Genomic DNA, 16,510 nt, shown 5'->3' with positions numbered 1-16,510 from the left:
TTAACTGCCTTTGCCGACTTAAATGTTTAGCTGAGGATTAACTCTTTGACAATACGTGCGCCAAAATAGGCAAGAGAAAGTAAGCCTGCGCCAGTTAGCGTGTAAATGACCGCTGTCTTTATCTTACAACCTACCCAATATTGCTGCCACAACATAGTTATATAAACAAACCATGCCATTATAGATAAAATTGCCTTGTGACCTTTGCCATCGGCGAACATGTCGTCGAGGAAAATAAATCCGGTAGCAAGTGACAAACTGAGCAGAATAACGCCGATAATAACCAAATGATAAAGTTGTTTCTCAACCGTCATCAGTGGTGGGATACCAGGGCTCAGCATAAATTGTTTTTTCTTCAGTTTATTTTGGATCATCGCCAATTGTATCGCATATAGCGCTGCAATCATTAGGGCACTGTAAGCCATGAGCGACAACACTACATGGGCTAATACTTCAGGATAAAGTTCAAAATGAATAATAAACTTAGGTGGTAACAGCCAGAGTAAGGCAACTGAGAGTACCGAACAGGCATAAACGACGGGTACGACTACAATCACTTTTAACCTAAACATCAATATGGTAAAAGTGAAAGCGATAATCCAGTTTACTAAGGAAATCACATTCGTCAGGCTAAAGTTTTGACCATCAGTGGTGAAAATCACTTGTGAGAGTGCAGCTGCATGTAATATCACTGCAATAGCCGCAAAGCTTGCGACAGCGCGGCGATTTGGCCCTTCTGGATGAAATAATCGACTCGTCACTAATACCAATGCAATGCAGTAAAAAAACATGGCTGAGGCAGAAAAGATGACCATGGGTAATTAGCCTATTTGTGTAGTTAAAGGTGCCTTAAAAACGGGGCATACAGATCAATATTTACCCTAGAATAACATGAGCTGTTGGCAAATGGGCAGTGACATGAGTTGCAAAATTTAGCAGATTCTTATTGTTATGCATAAATAATGTGTCATCAGCGATAAAACATGACACAAAGCAAGTAAAACACTTAAGTACAATCAAGTAAGCACCATCAAGATGAGTGCAGTAGTAGCATAATGTGCATGCATCGTTATAATATCATCTATCAATAGAGACTCTTTAAAGGTATAGAACGGGACGATGTTTGAGAACCTAACCGACAGACTGTCACGCACACTGAAAAATATCAGTGGCCGTGGTCGCTTAACTGAAGAAAACGTTAAGGAAACTCTGCGCGAAGTGCGTATGGCACTGCTGGAGGCCGATGTTGCCCTACCTGTAGTACGCGAATTCGTTAATAACGTAAAAGAACGTGCTGTTGGCCAAGAAGTCTCTAAAAGCTTAAGCCCTGGTCAAGCCTTTATTAAGATCGTTCAAAACGAGCTTGAAAAGTCTATGGGCGAGGCGAATGAAGCTTTAGATTTAGCGACTCAGCCGCCTGCCGTAATTATGATGGCAGGCCTGCAAGGCGCAGGTAAAACCACCAGTGTGGCAAAACTGGGTAAGTTTTTACGCGAGCGTCATAAAAAATCAGTATTAGTTGTCAGCGCCGACGTTTATCGTCCTGCGGCGATTAAACAGCTTGAAACCTTAGCGCAAGAAGTCGCTGTGGAGTTTTTCCCATCGGACGTCAGCCAAAAGCCCGTTGATATCGCTAAGGCAGCTATTGCCCACGCTAAATTAAAGTTCATCGATGTGGTGATCCTCGATACCGCAGGTCGTTTGCATGTCGATGAAGCCATGATGGACGAAATCAAAGCGTTACATGCTGCGGTTAAGCCTATTGAAACCTTATTCGTTGTTGATGCGATGACAGGTCAAGATGCGGCGAATACGGCCAAAGCATTTAACGAAGCATTACCATTGACCGGGGTTATCTTAACCAAAGTCGACGGTGATGCGCGTGGTGGTGCAGCGTTATCGATTCGCCATATTACAGGTAAGCCGATTAAATTCCTCGGCGTGGGCGAAAAAACGGATGCGCTAGAACCGTTCCATCCGGATCGTATTGCTTCACGTATTCTCGGCATGGGCGATGTATTATCGCTTATCGAAGAAGTGGAGCGTGGCGTAGATAAAGAAAAGGCCATGAAGCTCGCTTCGAAAGTGAAGCAAGGTGGTAGTTTCGATTTAGAAGATTTCCGTGAACAGTTACAGCAAATGAAAAACATGGGCGGCATGATGAACATGCTGGAAAAACTGCCAGGCGTAGGTCAATTGCCCCCAGAAGCCTTAGCACAAATCCAAGATGGCAAAATGACCGGCCAAATGGAAGCCATGATCAATTCGATGACGTCTAAGGAACGTAAGAACCCTGACTTAATCAAAGGCTCACGTAAACGTCGTATTGCTGCGGGTTCTGGTACGCAAATCCAAGATGTAAACCGTTTGCTTAAGCAATTTACCCAAATGCAAAAAATGATGAAAAAAATGTCGGCTAAAGGCGGCATGCAAAAAATGATGCGCGGTATGCGTGGCATGATGCCACCAGGAATGAAGTTTCCTGGGCGTTAATCATACATTTCTGGTTGAATTTAATACGTTATCAGTCGGTAGGTTCTGATTGTGATGATGAGTGTACTAAGGTGGTAGGTTTAATAATCGCCATCTTAGGTTGCATTCGTTGGAAACTCAGGTAAAATCTTTCGGCTTTCTATCTGGAACTCTTCGCGAACACGGGGTTCCAGTTTTTATTTTTGCTTCAAGCAAATCATTAGAGGATTGAAAACGCATGGTTACCATTCGTTTAGCTCGTGGCGGCGCAAAAAAGCGTCCATTTTATAACATCGTTGTTGCTGATAGCCGTAACGCTCGTGACGGTCGTTTCATCGAACGTGTTGGTTTCTTCAACCCATTGGCCCGTGGCCAAGAAGAAACGTTACGTTTAGACCTAGCACGCGTTGAGCACTGGGTTTCTAACGGTGCAGCTGCTACAGAACGTGTAGCAAAATTGATTAAAGACGCTCGTAAAGCAACTGCTTAATAGCGTTAAGGTATAGATTGATGAGCAGTAACCAACAGCCAGTCGTACTGGGGAAATTAGGCTCCTGTCATGGCATTAAAGGTTGGCTGAAAATCACCGCCTATACCGATTCTGTTGAAGGTATCTTTGACTATTCGCCTTGGCTTATTAAAGAAAACGGTGAATGGCGCGAAATTAAGGTCACCCAGTGGCGTCATCAAGGCAAGGCTTTAGTGGCTTTACTTGACGGAGTAGAAACACGGGAGCAAGCGCAAATACTCACAAATTGTGAGATTGCGATTTTGCCGGAACAGATGAGTGACTTGCCAGTAGATGAATTTTATTGGCGCGATCTCATCGGTTGCGAAGTGGTCAATACAACAGGTTATAACATGGGTGTCGTCGATCAGATCGTGGAAACAGGATCAAACGATGTACTACTTGTTAAAGCCAACGCTAAAGATAGTTTCGGCAAAGTGGAACGTATGATCCCCTTTGTCCCTGAGCAGTTCATCAAAACGGTGGATCTGCAAGGTAAACAGATTTTAGTGGATTGGGATCCTGACTTCTAAGTCGAGGTACAACAGATGTGGTTAGGGGTAATAACCCTGTTCCCAGAGATGTTCCGTGCCGTGACAGACTTTGGAGTTACGGGTCGAGCCGTGAAAAACGGCCTGCTTGAGTTGCACACGTGGAATCCTCGTGATTTCACCCATGATAGACATAATACGGTAGATGATCGACCTTACGGCGGTGGTCCCGGAATGTTAATGATGGTGCAACCTTTGCGTGATGCCATCCATGCGGCGAAAGCTGCAGCGGGTGAAGGTGCGAAGGTGATTTACTTGTCACCTCAAGGACGCAAGCTGGATCAGCAAGGCGTCACTGAGTTGGCTCAATCATCGCGTTTGATTTTGGTGTGTGGTCGATACGAAGGTATTGATGAGCGTATCATTCAAACGGAAGTGGATGAAGAATGGTCGATTGGGGATTACGTGCTTTCGGGCGGCGAATTACCAGCGATGACTCTGATAGATTCAGTATCGCGATTGGTTCCTGGCGTGCTAGGAAAACAAGCTTCGGCGGAGCAAGATTCTTTCTCCGACGGTTTATTGGATTGTCCACATTACACTCGCCCTGAAAGCCTTGATGGCCTTGACGTACCGGCAGTGCTGCTAAGTGGCAACCACGAACAAATTAGACTCTGGCGTTTACAGCAAAGCCTTGGTAGGACTTTACTGAGACGGCCAGAATTATTGCAAAATCTAGCTCTGACTGACGAACAAACGACTCAATTAGCGCAGTTCGTTGAAGCAATGAACAAGCATGCTTAGTCGTAGCTCAGTTAATTCTAGAACGGAGTAAGTTATGAACAACATCATTAAAATGCTCAACGATGAGCAAATGAAACAAGACGTACCTGCGTTTGGTGCTGGTGATACAGTAGTAGTTCAGGTTCGTGTTAAAGAAGGTGAAAAAGAGCGTTTACAGGCTTTCGAAGGCGTGGTAATTGCTAAGCGTAACCGTGGTCTGCACTCTGCATTCACAGTACGTAAAATCTCTAATGGCGAAGGTGTTGAGCGTGCTTTCCAAACGCACAGCCCACTGATCGCTAGCATTGAAGTTAAGCGTCGTGGCCGCGTTCGTCGTGCCAAACTGTACTATCTACGTGAGCGTTCAGGTAAATCTGCACGTATCCGTGAGAAGCTGGGAACTAAGTAATAGTTACCGCTACAGAAAAAAAGACGTAGTGTTCGCACAGAAAACCGCCCTAGTGGCGGTTTTTTGTTGCTATTTTTTGAGTATTCTTACTTGATCTCGATGGTATGTGCAGGCATAGTAGTCATCCGTTCGTAATGCCGCACCATTACGACAGTTCGCTTTGGATGGTGACACTATTGGTCATTATGAAATGAAATCCCGTTGCTTAGGTATCAATTCAACAACGGATTAAATACTCAGTATTAGGTGGTAAGCATGCAACAAGATACGATTAACAACGTACATATCAGTTCAGAGAAAGTATTAATTACCCCGCAAGAGCTTAAAAATGCATTGCCGCTGCCTGATCATGCTTACCGTTATATCCTAAATGCCCGTAAAACCGTGGCTGATATTGTCCATAAACGTGATAGCCGAGTATTGATCGTCACAGGTCCTTGCTCCATCCACGATATCGCCGCCGCCAAAGAATATGCCCTAAAGCTTAAAACGCTACACGATGAACTTAGCGATGAGTTTTACATCTTAATGCGCGTGTATTTTGAAAAGCCGCGTACCACCGTTGGTTGGAAGGGCATGATTAACGATCCTGATATGGATGGATCCTTTGATGTTGAAAAGGGTTTGAAAATGGCCCGAGAATTGATGATTTGGCTTGCAGAATTAGGGCTACCAGTTGCAACTGAAGCACTCGATCCTATCAGTCCGCAATATATTTCAGAATTAGTGACTTGGTCAGCGATTGGTGCACGTACCACAGAATCGCAAACCCACAGAGAAATGGCATCCGGTTTGTCTATGCCCGTTGGCTTTAAAAATGGTACCGATGGTAAGTTAGAAGTCGCAATTAATGCACTTAAATCTGCGGCTAGCAGCCACCGATTTATGGGTATTAACCAGCAGGGGCAAGTGGCATTATTACAAACTGCAGGTAATCCCGATGGTCACGTCATTTTACGGGGCGGTCTAACACCTAACTATGACGCCGCTAGCGTAGCTGAGTGCGAGCTGCAATTGCATAAGGCTAAGCTTAATGCGCGTCTGATTATTGACTGCAGTCACGGTAATTCATCCAAAGATTACAGCCGCCAAAAGAGTGTCTGTGAAGATGTGTTCGAGCAAATTCATAATGGCAATAAATCAATTGTTGGTGTCATGCTGGAAAGTCATTTAAACGAAGGGAATCAAAGTTGTGATAAACCGCTGCATGAGCTAGCGTATGGTGTTTCTGTGACAGATTCTTGTATTAATTGGCAAAAAACGGAAGCAATTTTACGTAATGGGGCATCAAAGTTATCTTCAGTACTCCCAACACGCTTTGTGAAACTTAACGTCGCCGTAGCTTAAATTAGCCACAGCCTAATGGACTTAATTGATGAACGAAAAAACTACCGCTGAATTAGAACACTTACGCGGCCTAATAGATGGTGTGGATCAGCAACTATTACATTTACTGCGTAAACGTTTAGATTTGGTTGCGCAGGTTGGCACTGTAAAACATGCTGCTGGATTGCCTATTTATGCGCCGCAGCGTGAGGCCGCTATGTTGGCTAAACGCCGTGAAGAAGCAAAAATAATGGGCATTGCACCACAACTAATTGAAGATATTTTACGCCGCCTTATGCGTGAGTCTTATCTTAATGAAAAAGATGTTGGCTTTAAGCAAATCAAAACTGATTTAGGCTCAGTGGTCATTGTGGGTGGTAAAGGCCAGTTGGGGAGCCTGTTTCAACAGATGCTTAAGCTGTCGGGTTATCAAGTTAACATTCTTGATAAAGACGATTGGCAACAAGCTGAGAGTTTATTTGCCGATGCGGGTATGGTGTTGGTAACGGTGCCGATTGCCATTACTTGCGAGCTTATTCGTGAAAAGTTAACCAAGTTGCCCAAAGATTGTATTTTAGCCGATTTAACCTCGATTAAAACAGAACCAGTAAAAGCCATGCTTGAGGCACATTCAGGCCCTGTTGTTGGCTTTCATCCGATGTTTGGTCCCGATGTTGGCAGCCTAGCAAAACAAGTCGTGGTCGTTTGCCACGGCCGCTCACCGGAAAAATACCAATGGCTGCTGGAGCAGATTGCTATTTGGGGCGCGCGTATTGTGGAAGCCGAACCTGAACGTCACGATAATGCGATGCAATTAGTGCAGGCTATGCGTCATTTTTCGACTTTTGTTTACGGCCTAAACTTATGTAAAGAAGAGGCCGATATTGAAACTCTGTTGCAATTTAGCTCACCTATTTATCGTTTAGAGTTAGCAATGGTTGGCCGTTTATTTGCTCAAAGCCCAGAACTTTATGCCGATATTATTTTTGCTCAGCAAGCCAGTCAACATGCAATCAGCGACTATTTGGATAACTATCGTGAAGCATTAGCTTTGCTTAAACGTGGCGATAGAAATGAGTTTATTAAGCAATTTGAAACCGTAGCAAAATGGTTTGGTGATTTTGCCCCTCAGTTTCAGCGCGAAAGTCGTATCATGCTGCAATCAGTCAATGATATGAAAACTAATTAGTAAACCAATAGAAACCAGTTTATCCCAAGTTAAATGGCTTGCGCCATAAAACGCTCATCATTGATGGGCGTTTTTTATGCTACTGAATAAATGCCCTTGTTTTTATTAGCAATTGCTTAAGGTGATCGCTCTCTAACATTTAACATTCCATCTTAAAAATGACTGTCGCTTATGCTGTGTTTAGGTAGACTAGTTTTAAACATGTAAAAATAAAGCATGAATTTAAATTAGGAGTCTATCCATGTTCTGTATTCAATGTGAGCAAACTATTCGTACACCCGCTGGCAATGGTTGTAGTTATTCTCAAGGTATGTGTGGCAAGTTGGCTGCAACGTCTGACTTGCAAGACTTACTGATTTACATGCTACAAGGCGTTTCAGTGTATGCGGTTAAAGCTCGTGAAATGGGCATTGTCGATGCCGAAATTGATAGTTTTGTGCCTAAAGCATTTTTCTCTACCCTAACGAATGTCAATTTTGATGATGATCGCATTATGGCTTATGCCCAGCAAGCAGCTAAGTATCGTGCTCAGTTAAAGACTTCTTACGAGGCGGCTTGTGTACAAGCGGGCGTTACTGCTGAGCAGGTACCAGAAGTCGCTCAGTTAGTGCTGGGAACTAATAAAATCGAAATGCTGGCACAAGCCCCCATCGCGCTGTTGAATAAAGATAAACATGAAGTGCATGAAGATATCATGGGGCTCAGATTATTGTGCTTATATGGTCTTAAAGGGGCCGCGGCCTATATGGAACATGCCCATGTGCTCGGTCAGACCGATGCAGAGGTAGCGGGGCGTTTTCATGAAATCATGTCTTTCTTGGGCGAACCGAGTGTCGATGCTGATAAGCTATTTACCACCGCGATGGATATAGGTCAGCTGAACTACCGCATCATGGCAATGCTTGATGCGGGCGAAACCCAAGCTTTTGGTCACCCAGAACCAACAGTCGTTAATACTAAGGCGGTTAAGGGTAAAGCGATTCTAGTTTCGGGTCATGATATGAAGGATTTAGAGCTTATCCTCGAACAGACGGTCGGCAAGGGTATTAACGTGTTTACCCATGGCGAAATGCTGCCAGCGTTAGCGTATCCCGCCTTTAAAAAGTATTCACACTTGGTCGGCAACTACGGTAGTGCTTGGCAGAACCAACAGAAAGAGTTTGCCAATTTCCCCGGTGCAGTGGTAATGACATCTAACTGTATTATCGATCCAAATGTTGGCAGTTATAGCGATCGTATCTTTACTCGCAGCATTGTTGGTTGGCCTGGTGTGATTCATCTAGAAGGTGATGATTTTTCTGCGGTGATTGATAAGGCGCTTGCTTTAGATGGGTTTAGTTATGATGAAATCCCACATCAAATCACCATCGGTTTTGCCCGCAATGCTTTGATGGCGGCAGCGCCTGCAGTGGTTGAAAATGTTAAGAGCGGTGCAATTAAGCATTTCTTCCTCGTGGGTGGTTGTGATGGCGATAAAGCGGACAGAAGCTACTTTACTGATCTTGCTAAATCGACACCTAAAGATTCACTCATTCTAACTTTAGGTTGCGGCAAGTATAAATTTAATAAGCTTGAATTTGGTGACATTAACGGTATTCCACGTTTGCTCGATGTGGGCCAATGTAACGATGCCTATTCTGCTATCCAGTTAGCAATTGCGTTATCGGAAGTGTTTGAATGTGATATCAATGAGTTGCCACTGAGTTTAGTGCTTTCTTGGTTTGAACAAAAAGCCATTGTGGTTCTACTAACGTTATTGTCATTGGGTGTTAAAAATATCCGTACAGGCCCAACACCTCCGGCATTTCTAACGGCGAATTTAGCTAAAATTTTGGAAGATAAATTTGGCTTACGTAATACCACTACTGTCGAGGCCGATTTAAAAACCATGTTAAACGTGGCTTAAGTCAACCGAGAACTCTTGTTTAACTGCGGTTTTAGGCTGTTCAATAAAGCCGCAGTGTTGTGTGGATAAGAATGCTATGAATATGAACGTGATGGCGGGGACTGGGGCATTATTGGTTGCGCCTCAAAGATCAGAAAGTGTCAATCAACTGGTGTGTGTTGAACGCTGGAATGAAACCGCGGATGTGGTCAGTTTTCGTTTTCAAGCGGGTGAACCGATGAAGTTCGATTACAAACCCGGTCAGTTTATGACTTTTGTACTCGAGATCAATGGCGAGCAAGTATGCCGTAGCTATACTTTATCTTCATCGCCTTCACGGCCCTATTCTTTGATGGTGACGATAAAACGTGTCGAGGGTGGGCTGGTATCTAACTACCTGATTGAAAATCTTATTCCTGGGCAGAGTGTAAGAGTGCTACCGCCAACGGGACAATTTAACTTAATTGATATTCCTGCACAGAAATATCTTTTTTTGAGTGCGGGTTGTGGCATTACGCCTATGTATTCAATGTCTCGTTATCTGACCGACACCCAAATTAATGCCGATATTGCCTTTGTACATAGTGCGAGATCAGAAGCCGATATTATTTTTAAATCATCACTAGATACTATGGCGAGTCGCTTTAATACTTTCAAACTCAGTTATGCATTAGAGACTGGCACCGAAACCGTTACCAGCCATTCGCCCATGATAAGCTTTGATTTCGGGCGGTTAACGGCGAAAATGCTACAAACTGCAGTGCCTGACTTTGCTGATAGAACCATCTATTTATGCGGGCCAGAGCCTTATATGAAGGCAGTAAAAGCATTATTGGATGAACTTAGTTTCGATATGCGTCAGTTACACCATGAAAGCTTTGCTACCGCTTCGATCGCTGCGCGTAGTCAGCTTATGCAAGATGAATTTTCAGATAAAACTAATACAAATCGACAAGAGGTGGCTTTTACCTTGTCTATTGGTGAACGCAGTACAAGGCTAAAGCCAGGACAAAGTTTGCTGGAAGGGATTGAGGCTGAAGGATTACCTATTATTGCGGCTTGTCGTTCGGGAGTTTGCGGTGCGTGTAAATGCCAAGTATTAGCGGGCGAAACCGTATCGACGAGTGTGATGACTCTCACCGCTGCTGAAATTGAAGCTGGGTTTGTGCTAGCTTGTTCCACAACATTAACCTCCGATGCAACACTTAAGATCTAATGTGCTGGTGAAATCGTGCTGGCCATGTAGTGTTTATTTGCTTCATTTTTAATTGGATGGAAATATTTCTAATCCTTAGTTGCGCTTATCTCAGTGAGAACGTAAGGTTAAAGACAAGGGCGTAGAATGTTTGCGCCCAGTCCATTAGTCTGGCTGGAGTTTCTCAATGACAATGACAACCACTTATGCCACAAAAATTGAAGATCGTACTCTTGGGCATTTGTTGTACGCCTTAATGTCGGGTTTTCCTTTATTGTTACTCCCCGTGCTGCTAAGTCTGTTTATTAATTTTTCTCAACGCCAATCCCATGGCAATCCATTGTTAGCATCACATTTGCGTTGGCAACGTCATTCTAATATCGCCTTTTTGGGTTTATTAGTGCTCGGTTATTGTGTGCCGCAAACTTGGCTCAGTCTTTCGATTTACTTCTTCGGGGTTATTTGGTTTTGTAACAGAATCATTAGAGGCTGGTTAAGTCTATTGGATGGTTTAGAAATCTAAACTTATGTTAGAGTCTCTAAATTGATAATATTTAGAGGCATCTATGTCTAGTTACCAAATACTCTGTCTTCTCTGCGCCTTGGCTTTAATCACTTCTGTCATGTCTTCTCGCGTTCATAAACTACAAGAAACAGTGGCCATTACGGCTATTTCCCTTGGAATGAGTTTATTGTTACTCCTCGGAGGGAAAGCATTAGGCGGCGACGTTTATTTGTATTTTGTTTCAGGACTAGAGAAGCTCGATTTTCAAGCGCTGTTGCTCAATGGCATGTTAGGTTTTTTACTTTTTGCCGGTGCATTACAGATCCGTTTAAAAATACTAAGGCAACAGAAGTGGGAGATTTTAATCCTCGCTTTTGTTAGCACCTTATTATCCACTTTTATCATTGGTGGGCTGTTATTTTGGCTGGCACCTATGTTGGGGTTACCCTTATTACTCAGCCATTGCTTGCTGTTTGGGGCGCTAATTTCGCCAACCGATCCTATCGCCGTTTTGGCTATTTTAAAGAAAATGGGTGCGCCGGAAGATATTGCTATCCAAGTAGAAGGTGAATCTTTATTTAATGATGGTATAGGATTAGTGATTTTTGTGGCGATATCGCAATTAGCATTCTCCACTGAGCCACTAACGTTTATACATATCTCTGAGTTATTCATTCGTGAGGCCGTAGGCGGGGTCATTTATGGCTGCGTACTGGGTTTTTTACTGCATCATTTTTTCCGCTATTGTGAAGAAGAAACACAATTGATGCTGGTCACGTTGCTTATTCCAACCGCGGGATATGTGATGGCTGAGGTACTTGGGGTTTCTGGACCTTTGGCAATGGTGAGCGCGGGGATCATTATAGGTAATTTCAGCGTGCCTAAGTTTTTTACCCGCCATGAGCGAGTTAAATTACTCATGTTTTGGTCGCTAATTGAATCCTTCTTCAATGCCTTACTCTTCCTGTTACTGGGTTTATTACTCTTGCTCGTCACTTTTAAGGCGCCATTGTGGTGGTTTATGTTTGTGGCTATTCCTCTTGTGCTGCTGGCACGTGCCTTGAGTGTATTATTACCCTATTTGAGCTTTAGATTGTTCAAATCATATAACCCCTATGCAGAGACTATTCTAATTTGGGGTGGGTTAAGAGGAGGGTTAGCCCTTGCTATGGCAATGAGTTTACCTAAAGGCATAGTGATAGATGCCATTGGTGGTGTGGAATTACGGGAGTTGCTGCTTGTGATGACCTATGCCGTCGTCGTATTTTCTATTTTAGTACAGGGTTCTACCATGGCAGGGCTTATCCGTAGGAGTAATTCAGTCATCAATACATCAAAAGCTGTCGGTGCTGTTAAAAATACATAAAAGATGATTTTGGCTATAATTTTAAACCAGCTAGTCGTTACATAGACTAGCTGGTTTAAAAGCGACTCCGGATGGAGATAAATTTAATTAGCCTTTGATAATCATCACTAATTTTAATTTTAGCCTCACGTTAGTGAGTTCGATAAAGCTCCCGCACCACAGCACTCATTAAGTTAAACGACTCATTATTATCACTGTTATTAAGTGGGCAATTGAGTATTAACCCATCCACTTTAAGCTGCTTAATACCTTGAGTTTGCACGAGTAATGAGTCTTCTGCTACCGCATAACTAGGGTTAATTAATATAGGGAGATGACTGGTGGCTTTAATTTGGATCAGGCTAGCTAAATCTAATGAGGGCAGGTTAGCACTATTTAAGGTTCTAATGCCTGAGTCACAGAGGATGAGTTGCTGATTACCTTGGCTTAAGATCACCTCTGTCGCGGTGAGTAATTCCTCAAAGCTTGCCATATCATTACGCTCAAGGATTAATGGCATGGGTAATGTGCCTATTTGAGTGAGCAAGGTTCGATTAAACATCTGCTTGCCTGCGAGAAATAACATATCAGCATGCTGAATGGCGAACTGCAAATCAGCTTCTTGTTCTATCGCAATAATGCATACAAGATTATATTGGTGCAGGATTTGACGTAGTTTAGATAACGTCATTTCTGTCATCGGAACTTGGTTAATAGCATTGAGCAAAATGGCTTGGAACCCCACTTCCTTAAGCTGCTTTACTTGTTGTTCAAACGCTGATAACGCTAAGTGTGAAATACTGTTATTCAATGTTATTTGGGCGATGGCACCAATGTGGCCAGCACCGATAGACATAGCACCGCAGCTGATCTCACTCGCTTGCTCTTTATAGGCTTTACTATATCTAATAGGGTTTGTGTTTGCTTCATTATCGCTAATAATTTGCCCCTTAGACGTGTTAGGTTCAATTAGTAACTGGCTGTTGCTCAACTGCGTTGGTTTTACTGTTTCGCAAGGATAGCAACCTAATACCTTGATAAAGCGCGTGATCCGTTCAAGCTGTTTTAAACCCGCCTGCATAGATTCACTGGAGATATTAGCGTCGATATCCAAATAGAACATCTCTTCCCAAGGTGTTCCTGGGATAGGGCGTGACTCTAATTTACTCATGTTTAACTGATGTGCTTTCAGTACTAACAAGGCTTCTACTAAAGCACCAGCTTTTTGGCCAGTCGCCATAATCAACGTGGTCTTAGCGGGTAACTGCTCTGGCACGGCAACGGCTTTGCGGGCAACGACAATAAAGCGGCTTTGATTAATCTTCTGATTTGCTAAGCCTGCTTCTATAGACTCTAGCTGATAAAGGGCACCGCCTTCGGCGCTGCCAATCGCAGCAGTGCTATTATCAGAGCTTTGGTTTACCTTCTCCATCGCTTCTGCGCTGCTCGAGCAGTATTCCAGTCTCAAATCTTTGTGCTGGCTTAAATATTTGCTGCATTGGTTAATAGGTTGCGGGTGGGCGTAGACTGTTTTGATATCTGCTAATTTACTGCCGACTTTCCCCAATAAACAATGACCTACTTCTATTGTAGTTTCACCGACGATAGACAGACTCGTGTGTTGCAGTACGTCATACACTTCATTGATCGAACCTGAAGATGTATTCTCAATCGGGAGAAAGCCATAATCGGCATGTCCAGACTCAACGGCTTGCACTATTTCATCAAAGCTTTGGCAGCCTAAATCCAGCATTTCGACTTGGCGACGTTGGCAGTAGCGGCTAGCGGCGAGGTAGGAGTAAGAGCCTCTAGCACCGAGATAGGCGATACAATACTGCTGTTTCTGTGTTTCAGGGTTGGCACGGCCGTGAAGGTAAGCTTGCTGATTTAATACTGAATCTTCGATAATACTCTGGTAGAGAGAGAGAACATAGTGTGCATCTAATCCCTTTTCTCGCCCTTCTTTTACTAGTCGAGCGAGTAGTTCTTTTTCCCTTTGAGTATCTCTGATTGGCCTAATATCGACTTCTTTACTACGAGCGACTTCTAAACTTAAACGACGACGCTCTGCGAGTAATGCCAGCAGTTCATTATCTAGATTAGTAATCTGTTCTCGGGTTTGATTTAAAGGCTGTGGTGTATGCATTTCGACCTCAATTGCCGTTATATATTTTATTAATCGTTAAATACAAAAAAGCCTCCCAGTTGGGAGGCTTTGGATTTTTACTTTCGTTTTTACACAGTAAATCCGCCTCCTAATGTGAGGGTATAAAAAAGAAAGTAAAAAAAATTGTAGTTATTATTTTCATAGTCTTAAGCTAAAGGGCTAGGGCTTAGCTGTCAATCAAAACTTTCCTAAAGGCGTACCAAAAGAAAGCGCACCCGAAGGTGCGCTGGTTTGAGTATTATATATGGTCAAGCTAGTTTATCCTCCTTATGGTCAATATGGGACAAGGTAAAACACTCGTTTATCTTACATTTACGTGTAACAGTAAAATGTTAACAACTAACTAGGTAACGACTTACATTTACATTGAACATTAATAAGTACTTTTGACGGCATAGCGAATAAAGTTGAAACTATGCTGTTTACAGTACCAGCTAACTTACGTTGATATATCTTGCATTTATTTGAAAACTAACAACTACATGGAGCTATAACATTAAAATATGGAGCTATAACATTAAAATGAAAATTTATGAATAAACGATTTGCGGCTCATTTTTTGTACTAAGTACATGTTGCTGTAAAAACAGCTTAGCCTTGTCATGCGTTTAAGGTATTACTACTTACGTTATTACTTTTTACATTTGAATCTAACGTATTAAGATATAGAACATGTAAAGCTTTTTCATTTGTAACTATTACATTATTTATCAAGTCTAGATGTCCTCCTCTTTCAATGTTGGTTAACTATTATATAGATGCTTACGGTTGAAATATCAAGTAAAAACTAAATTTTAAAATTAAAAACTGTGTAGTGAGATTTTACGTTGTTGAGTTTTATAATGAATTACATCCGATAGTTATATTAAAGAATTTAACTAGGTTACCTCTCTTTAAAGTTATCACTAACTATTTTAACTGCTGCAGTTGGTTTAAGTATTGATTAGGCTGTCTTTTCCCTAAGTAATTATAACTAAATCTTAAGGGTAAAGCTTAGAGCCAAATTGCAAATCAACCTTATGTAACAATGATAAGTGGCAATAAAGACGGTTTAATGTGGTGAAACCTCCTACTCCTGTATTTATATTGATGAAGTGTTTCTATGTATCAAGCCAGTATTTTAACCCCTTATTTTTATTCGGATTTTAATGGTTTGCTCCTTGTTTTTATTTGAATGTGAATGTAATTAGCCTGCGTTGACGTTAGTTTTTACTCCACCCCATTTTTGTTAAGATGTTAAAGTGATATATGTTAGTTTTTTAACGATATTTAATGGTTCTCAGGTGAAAATTAAATGTTAATGATAAATTGTTAGTGCTCCTTAGTTATGTCTAATGGTGACCATATGAAATTTAGTTATTAAGCCTGAATTGGAACGTTGAAATTTAACATGTCTAAAATTATTTTATATTGTATCGTTTTTACTTAATATGCCTCTTTTTTTAGTGTAGTGGATATTTAGTTAACGTGTGTTTTTTACAAAAAATAATTCACCATATATTTATAAATCTGCGATCTAACTAAAGTTATACTTTATTCTTTCAACATTAAACGTATCTTGTACTAAGTGAGCCTAATTTATATTGCATCTTCTTCTTCGTACTCATTGTACTCGTCGTTAACTTCTTCAGCAGTATCATTTGTCGGTGCTAATGACGTAGACCGCAGCGCTTCAGGTTTATGTGTTATGCGATTGAGTTGCTTCTCTAATTTTTGGCCCATAGCATTAATCGCAGTGTATAAGTTTTCATGTTTTGCTTGAGCGAAGAGTTCACCATTTGGGATGCCAACCGATGCTTCTATTTTGAAACCTGGTTTCTCCTCTGTAATGGTTACGTGGGGATTTATCATTTGCACATCATGTCTTGAAAGTTTTTCGAAACGACTTTCAATACGTTCACGAATAGGAGCTGTAACTTCAAGTTGCTTGCTAGTAATCTTTAGCATATTTCAAACCCTCTGCAGTTTCCTTGGATTTCAGATTACCAAGGTTGGCACTATAAAACGAGATCTACATCACACTTTTGTGCTGGTTAGATATCGTTAGCTGGATATTTGATCGCTTAGACAAATATCAATAATTCTTAGCCAAAAAGTCTTGTATTGCCTGCTAAATAGAGTCATATTCGATGGGATAACTCCGCAGTCTTTGCCCTTGTTTACTTATATTTACTTTAGGTTCCCCCCTTAACTCCGATAAAATACTTGAACTTATTTCACTCGTTTACGTTGGAT

Annotated in this window: 14 protein-coding genes and 1 other annotated feature; of the genes, 11 read left to right on the top strand and 3 right to left on the bottom strand. The window is 42.0% G+C overall.

The window, feature by feature from the left end; genetic code table 11:
• Window positions 1-26 precede the first annotated feature (26 nt).
• Window positions 27-815, bottom strand: a complete 789-nt coding sequence (locus BW947_RS03475; protein WP_076496929.1) for a cytochrome C assembly family protein — start codon at window positions 813-815, stop codon at window positions 27-29.
• A gap of 304 nt (window positions 816-1,119) precedes the next feature.
• On the opposite strand from BW947_RS03475, the gene ffh reads away from it, so the two are divergent.
• From ffh to BW947_RS03420, 11 genes are all read left to right on the top strand, one after another.
• Window positions 1,120-2,493, top strand: a complete 1,374-nt coding sequence (gene ffh / locus BW947_RS03470; protein ID WP_076496928.1) for a signal recognition particle protein — start codon at window positions 1,120-1,122, stop codon at window positions 2,491-2,493.
• Window positions 2,494-2,710: 217 nt separating this feature from the next.
• Window positions 2,711-2,962, top strand: a complete 252-nt coding sequence (gene rpsP / locus BW947_RS03465) for a 30S ribosomal protein S16 (RefSeq protein WP_006080788.1) — start codon at window positions 2,711-2,713, stop codon at window positions 2,960-2,962.
• A gap of 20 nt (window positions 2,963-2,982) precedes the next feature.
• Entirely contained in the window at window positions 2,983-3,513 is a 531-nt protein-coding gene (rimM, locus tag BW947_RS03460; protein ID WP_076496927.1) for a ribosome maturation factor RimM, read from the top strand.
• Between the two features lie 15 nt (window positions 3,514-3,528).
• Window positions 3,529-4,275, top strand: coding sequence for a tRNA (guanosine(37)-N1)-methyltransferase TrmD (trmD, locus tag BW947_RS03455; protein ID WP_076496926.1), 747 nt, complete (start codon window positions 3,529-3,531; stop codon window positions 4,273-4,275).
• A 34-nt stretch (window positions 4,276-4,309) separates the two neighbouring features.
• The gene (rplS, locus tag BW947_RS03450) at window positions 4,310-4,663 is read left to right on the top strand and encodes a 50S ribosomal protein L19 (protein ID WP_076496925.1); all 354 of its coding nucleotides are present in this window, start codon (window positions 4,310-4,312) and stop codon (window positions 4,661-4,663) included.
• 255 nt (window positions 4,664-4,918) lie between these two features.
• Complete coding sequence (locus BW947_RS03445) at window positions 4,919-6,010, top strand: 3-deoxy-7-phosphoheptulonate synthase (RefSeq protein ID WP_076496924.1); 1,092 nt, start codon at window positions 4,919-4,921, stop codon at window positions 6,008-6,010.
• Window positions 6,011-6,038: 28 nt separating this feature from the next.
• Complete coding sequence (gene tyrA, locus BW947_RS03440; RefSeq protein WP_076496923.1) at window positions 6,039-7,178, top strand: bifunctional chorismate mutase/prephenate dehydrogenase; 1,140 nt, start codon at window positions 6,039-6,041, stop codon at window positions 7,176-7,178.
• A 241-nt stretch (window positions 7,179-7,419) separates the two neighbouring features.
• Window positions 7,420-9,084 (top strand): hydroxylamine reductase, encoded by a 1,665-nt coding sequence (gene hcp / locus BW947_RS03435; protein ID WP_076496922.1) that lies wholly within the window; start codon window positions 7,420-7,422, stop codon window positions 9,082-9,084.
• 76 nt (window positions 9,085-9,160) lie between these two features.
• Window positions 9,161-10,279: an FAD-binding oxidoreductase gene (locus tag BW947_RS03430; protein ID WP_076496921.1), complete on the top strand. Its 1,119-nt coding sequence runs from the start codon at window positions 9,161-9,163 to the stop codon at window positions 10,277-10,279.
• Between the two features lie 166 nt (window positions 10,280-10,445).
• Window positions 10,446-10,781 (top strand): hypothetical protein, encoded by a 336-nt coding sequence (locus BW947_RS03425; RefSeq protein ID WP_076496920.1) that lies wholly within the window; start codon window positions 10,446-10,448, stop codon window positions 10,779-10,781.
• Window positions 10,782-10,824: 43 nt separating this feature from the next.
• Window positions 10,825-12,129 carry a cation:proton antiporter gene (locus tag BW947_RS03420; protein WP_076496919.1) on the top strand — a complete coding sequence of 435 codons (1,305 nt, stop codon included), beginning with the start codon at window positions 10,825-10,827 and terminating at the stop codon, window positions 12,127-12,129.
• A gap of 130 nt (window positions 12,130-12,259) precedes the next feature.
• Here the strand turns inward: BW947_RS03420 and BW947_RS03415 are convergent, their stop codons facing one another.
• Window positions 12,260-14,254, bottom strand: a complete 1,995-nt coding sequence (locus BW947_RS03415) for a chorismate mutase (protein WP_076496918.1) — start codon at window positions 14,252-14,254, stop codon at window positions 12,260-12,262.
• Window positions 14,255-14,295: 41 nt separating this feature from the next.
• Window positions 14,296-14,412: a sequence feature (Phe leader region), on the bottom strand.
• A gap of 1,441 nt (window positions 14,413-15,853) precedes the next feature.
• Window positions 15,854-16,222, bottom strand: coding sequence for a ribosome hibernation-promoting factor, HPF/YfiA family (gene hpf / locus BW947_RS03410; protein WP_076496917.1), 369 nt, complete (start codon window positions 16,220-16,222; stop codon window positions 15,854-15,856).
• Window positions 16,223-16,510 lie beyond the last annotated feature (288 nt).

This window comes from Shewanella morhuae, assembly GCF_900156405.1.
GTDB classification, from domain to species: Bacteria; Pseudomonadota; Gammaproteobacteria; order Enterobacterales; family Shewanellaceae; genus Shewanella; species Shewanella morhuae.
This window is presented reverse-complemented; position numbering and strand designations above follow the sequence as displayed.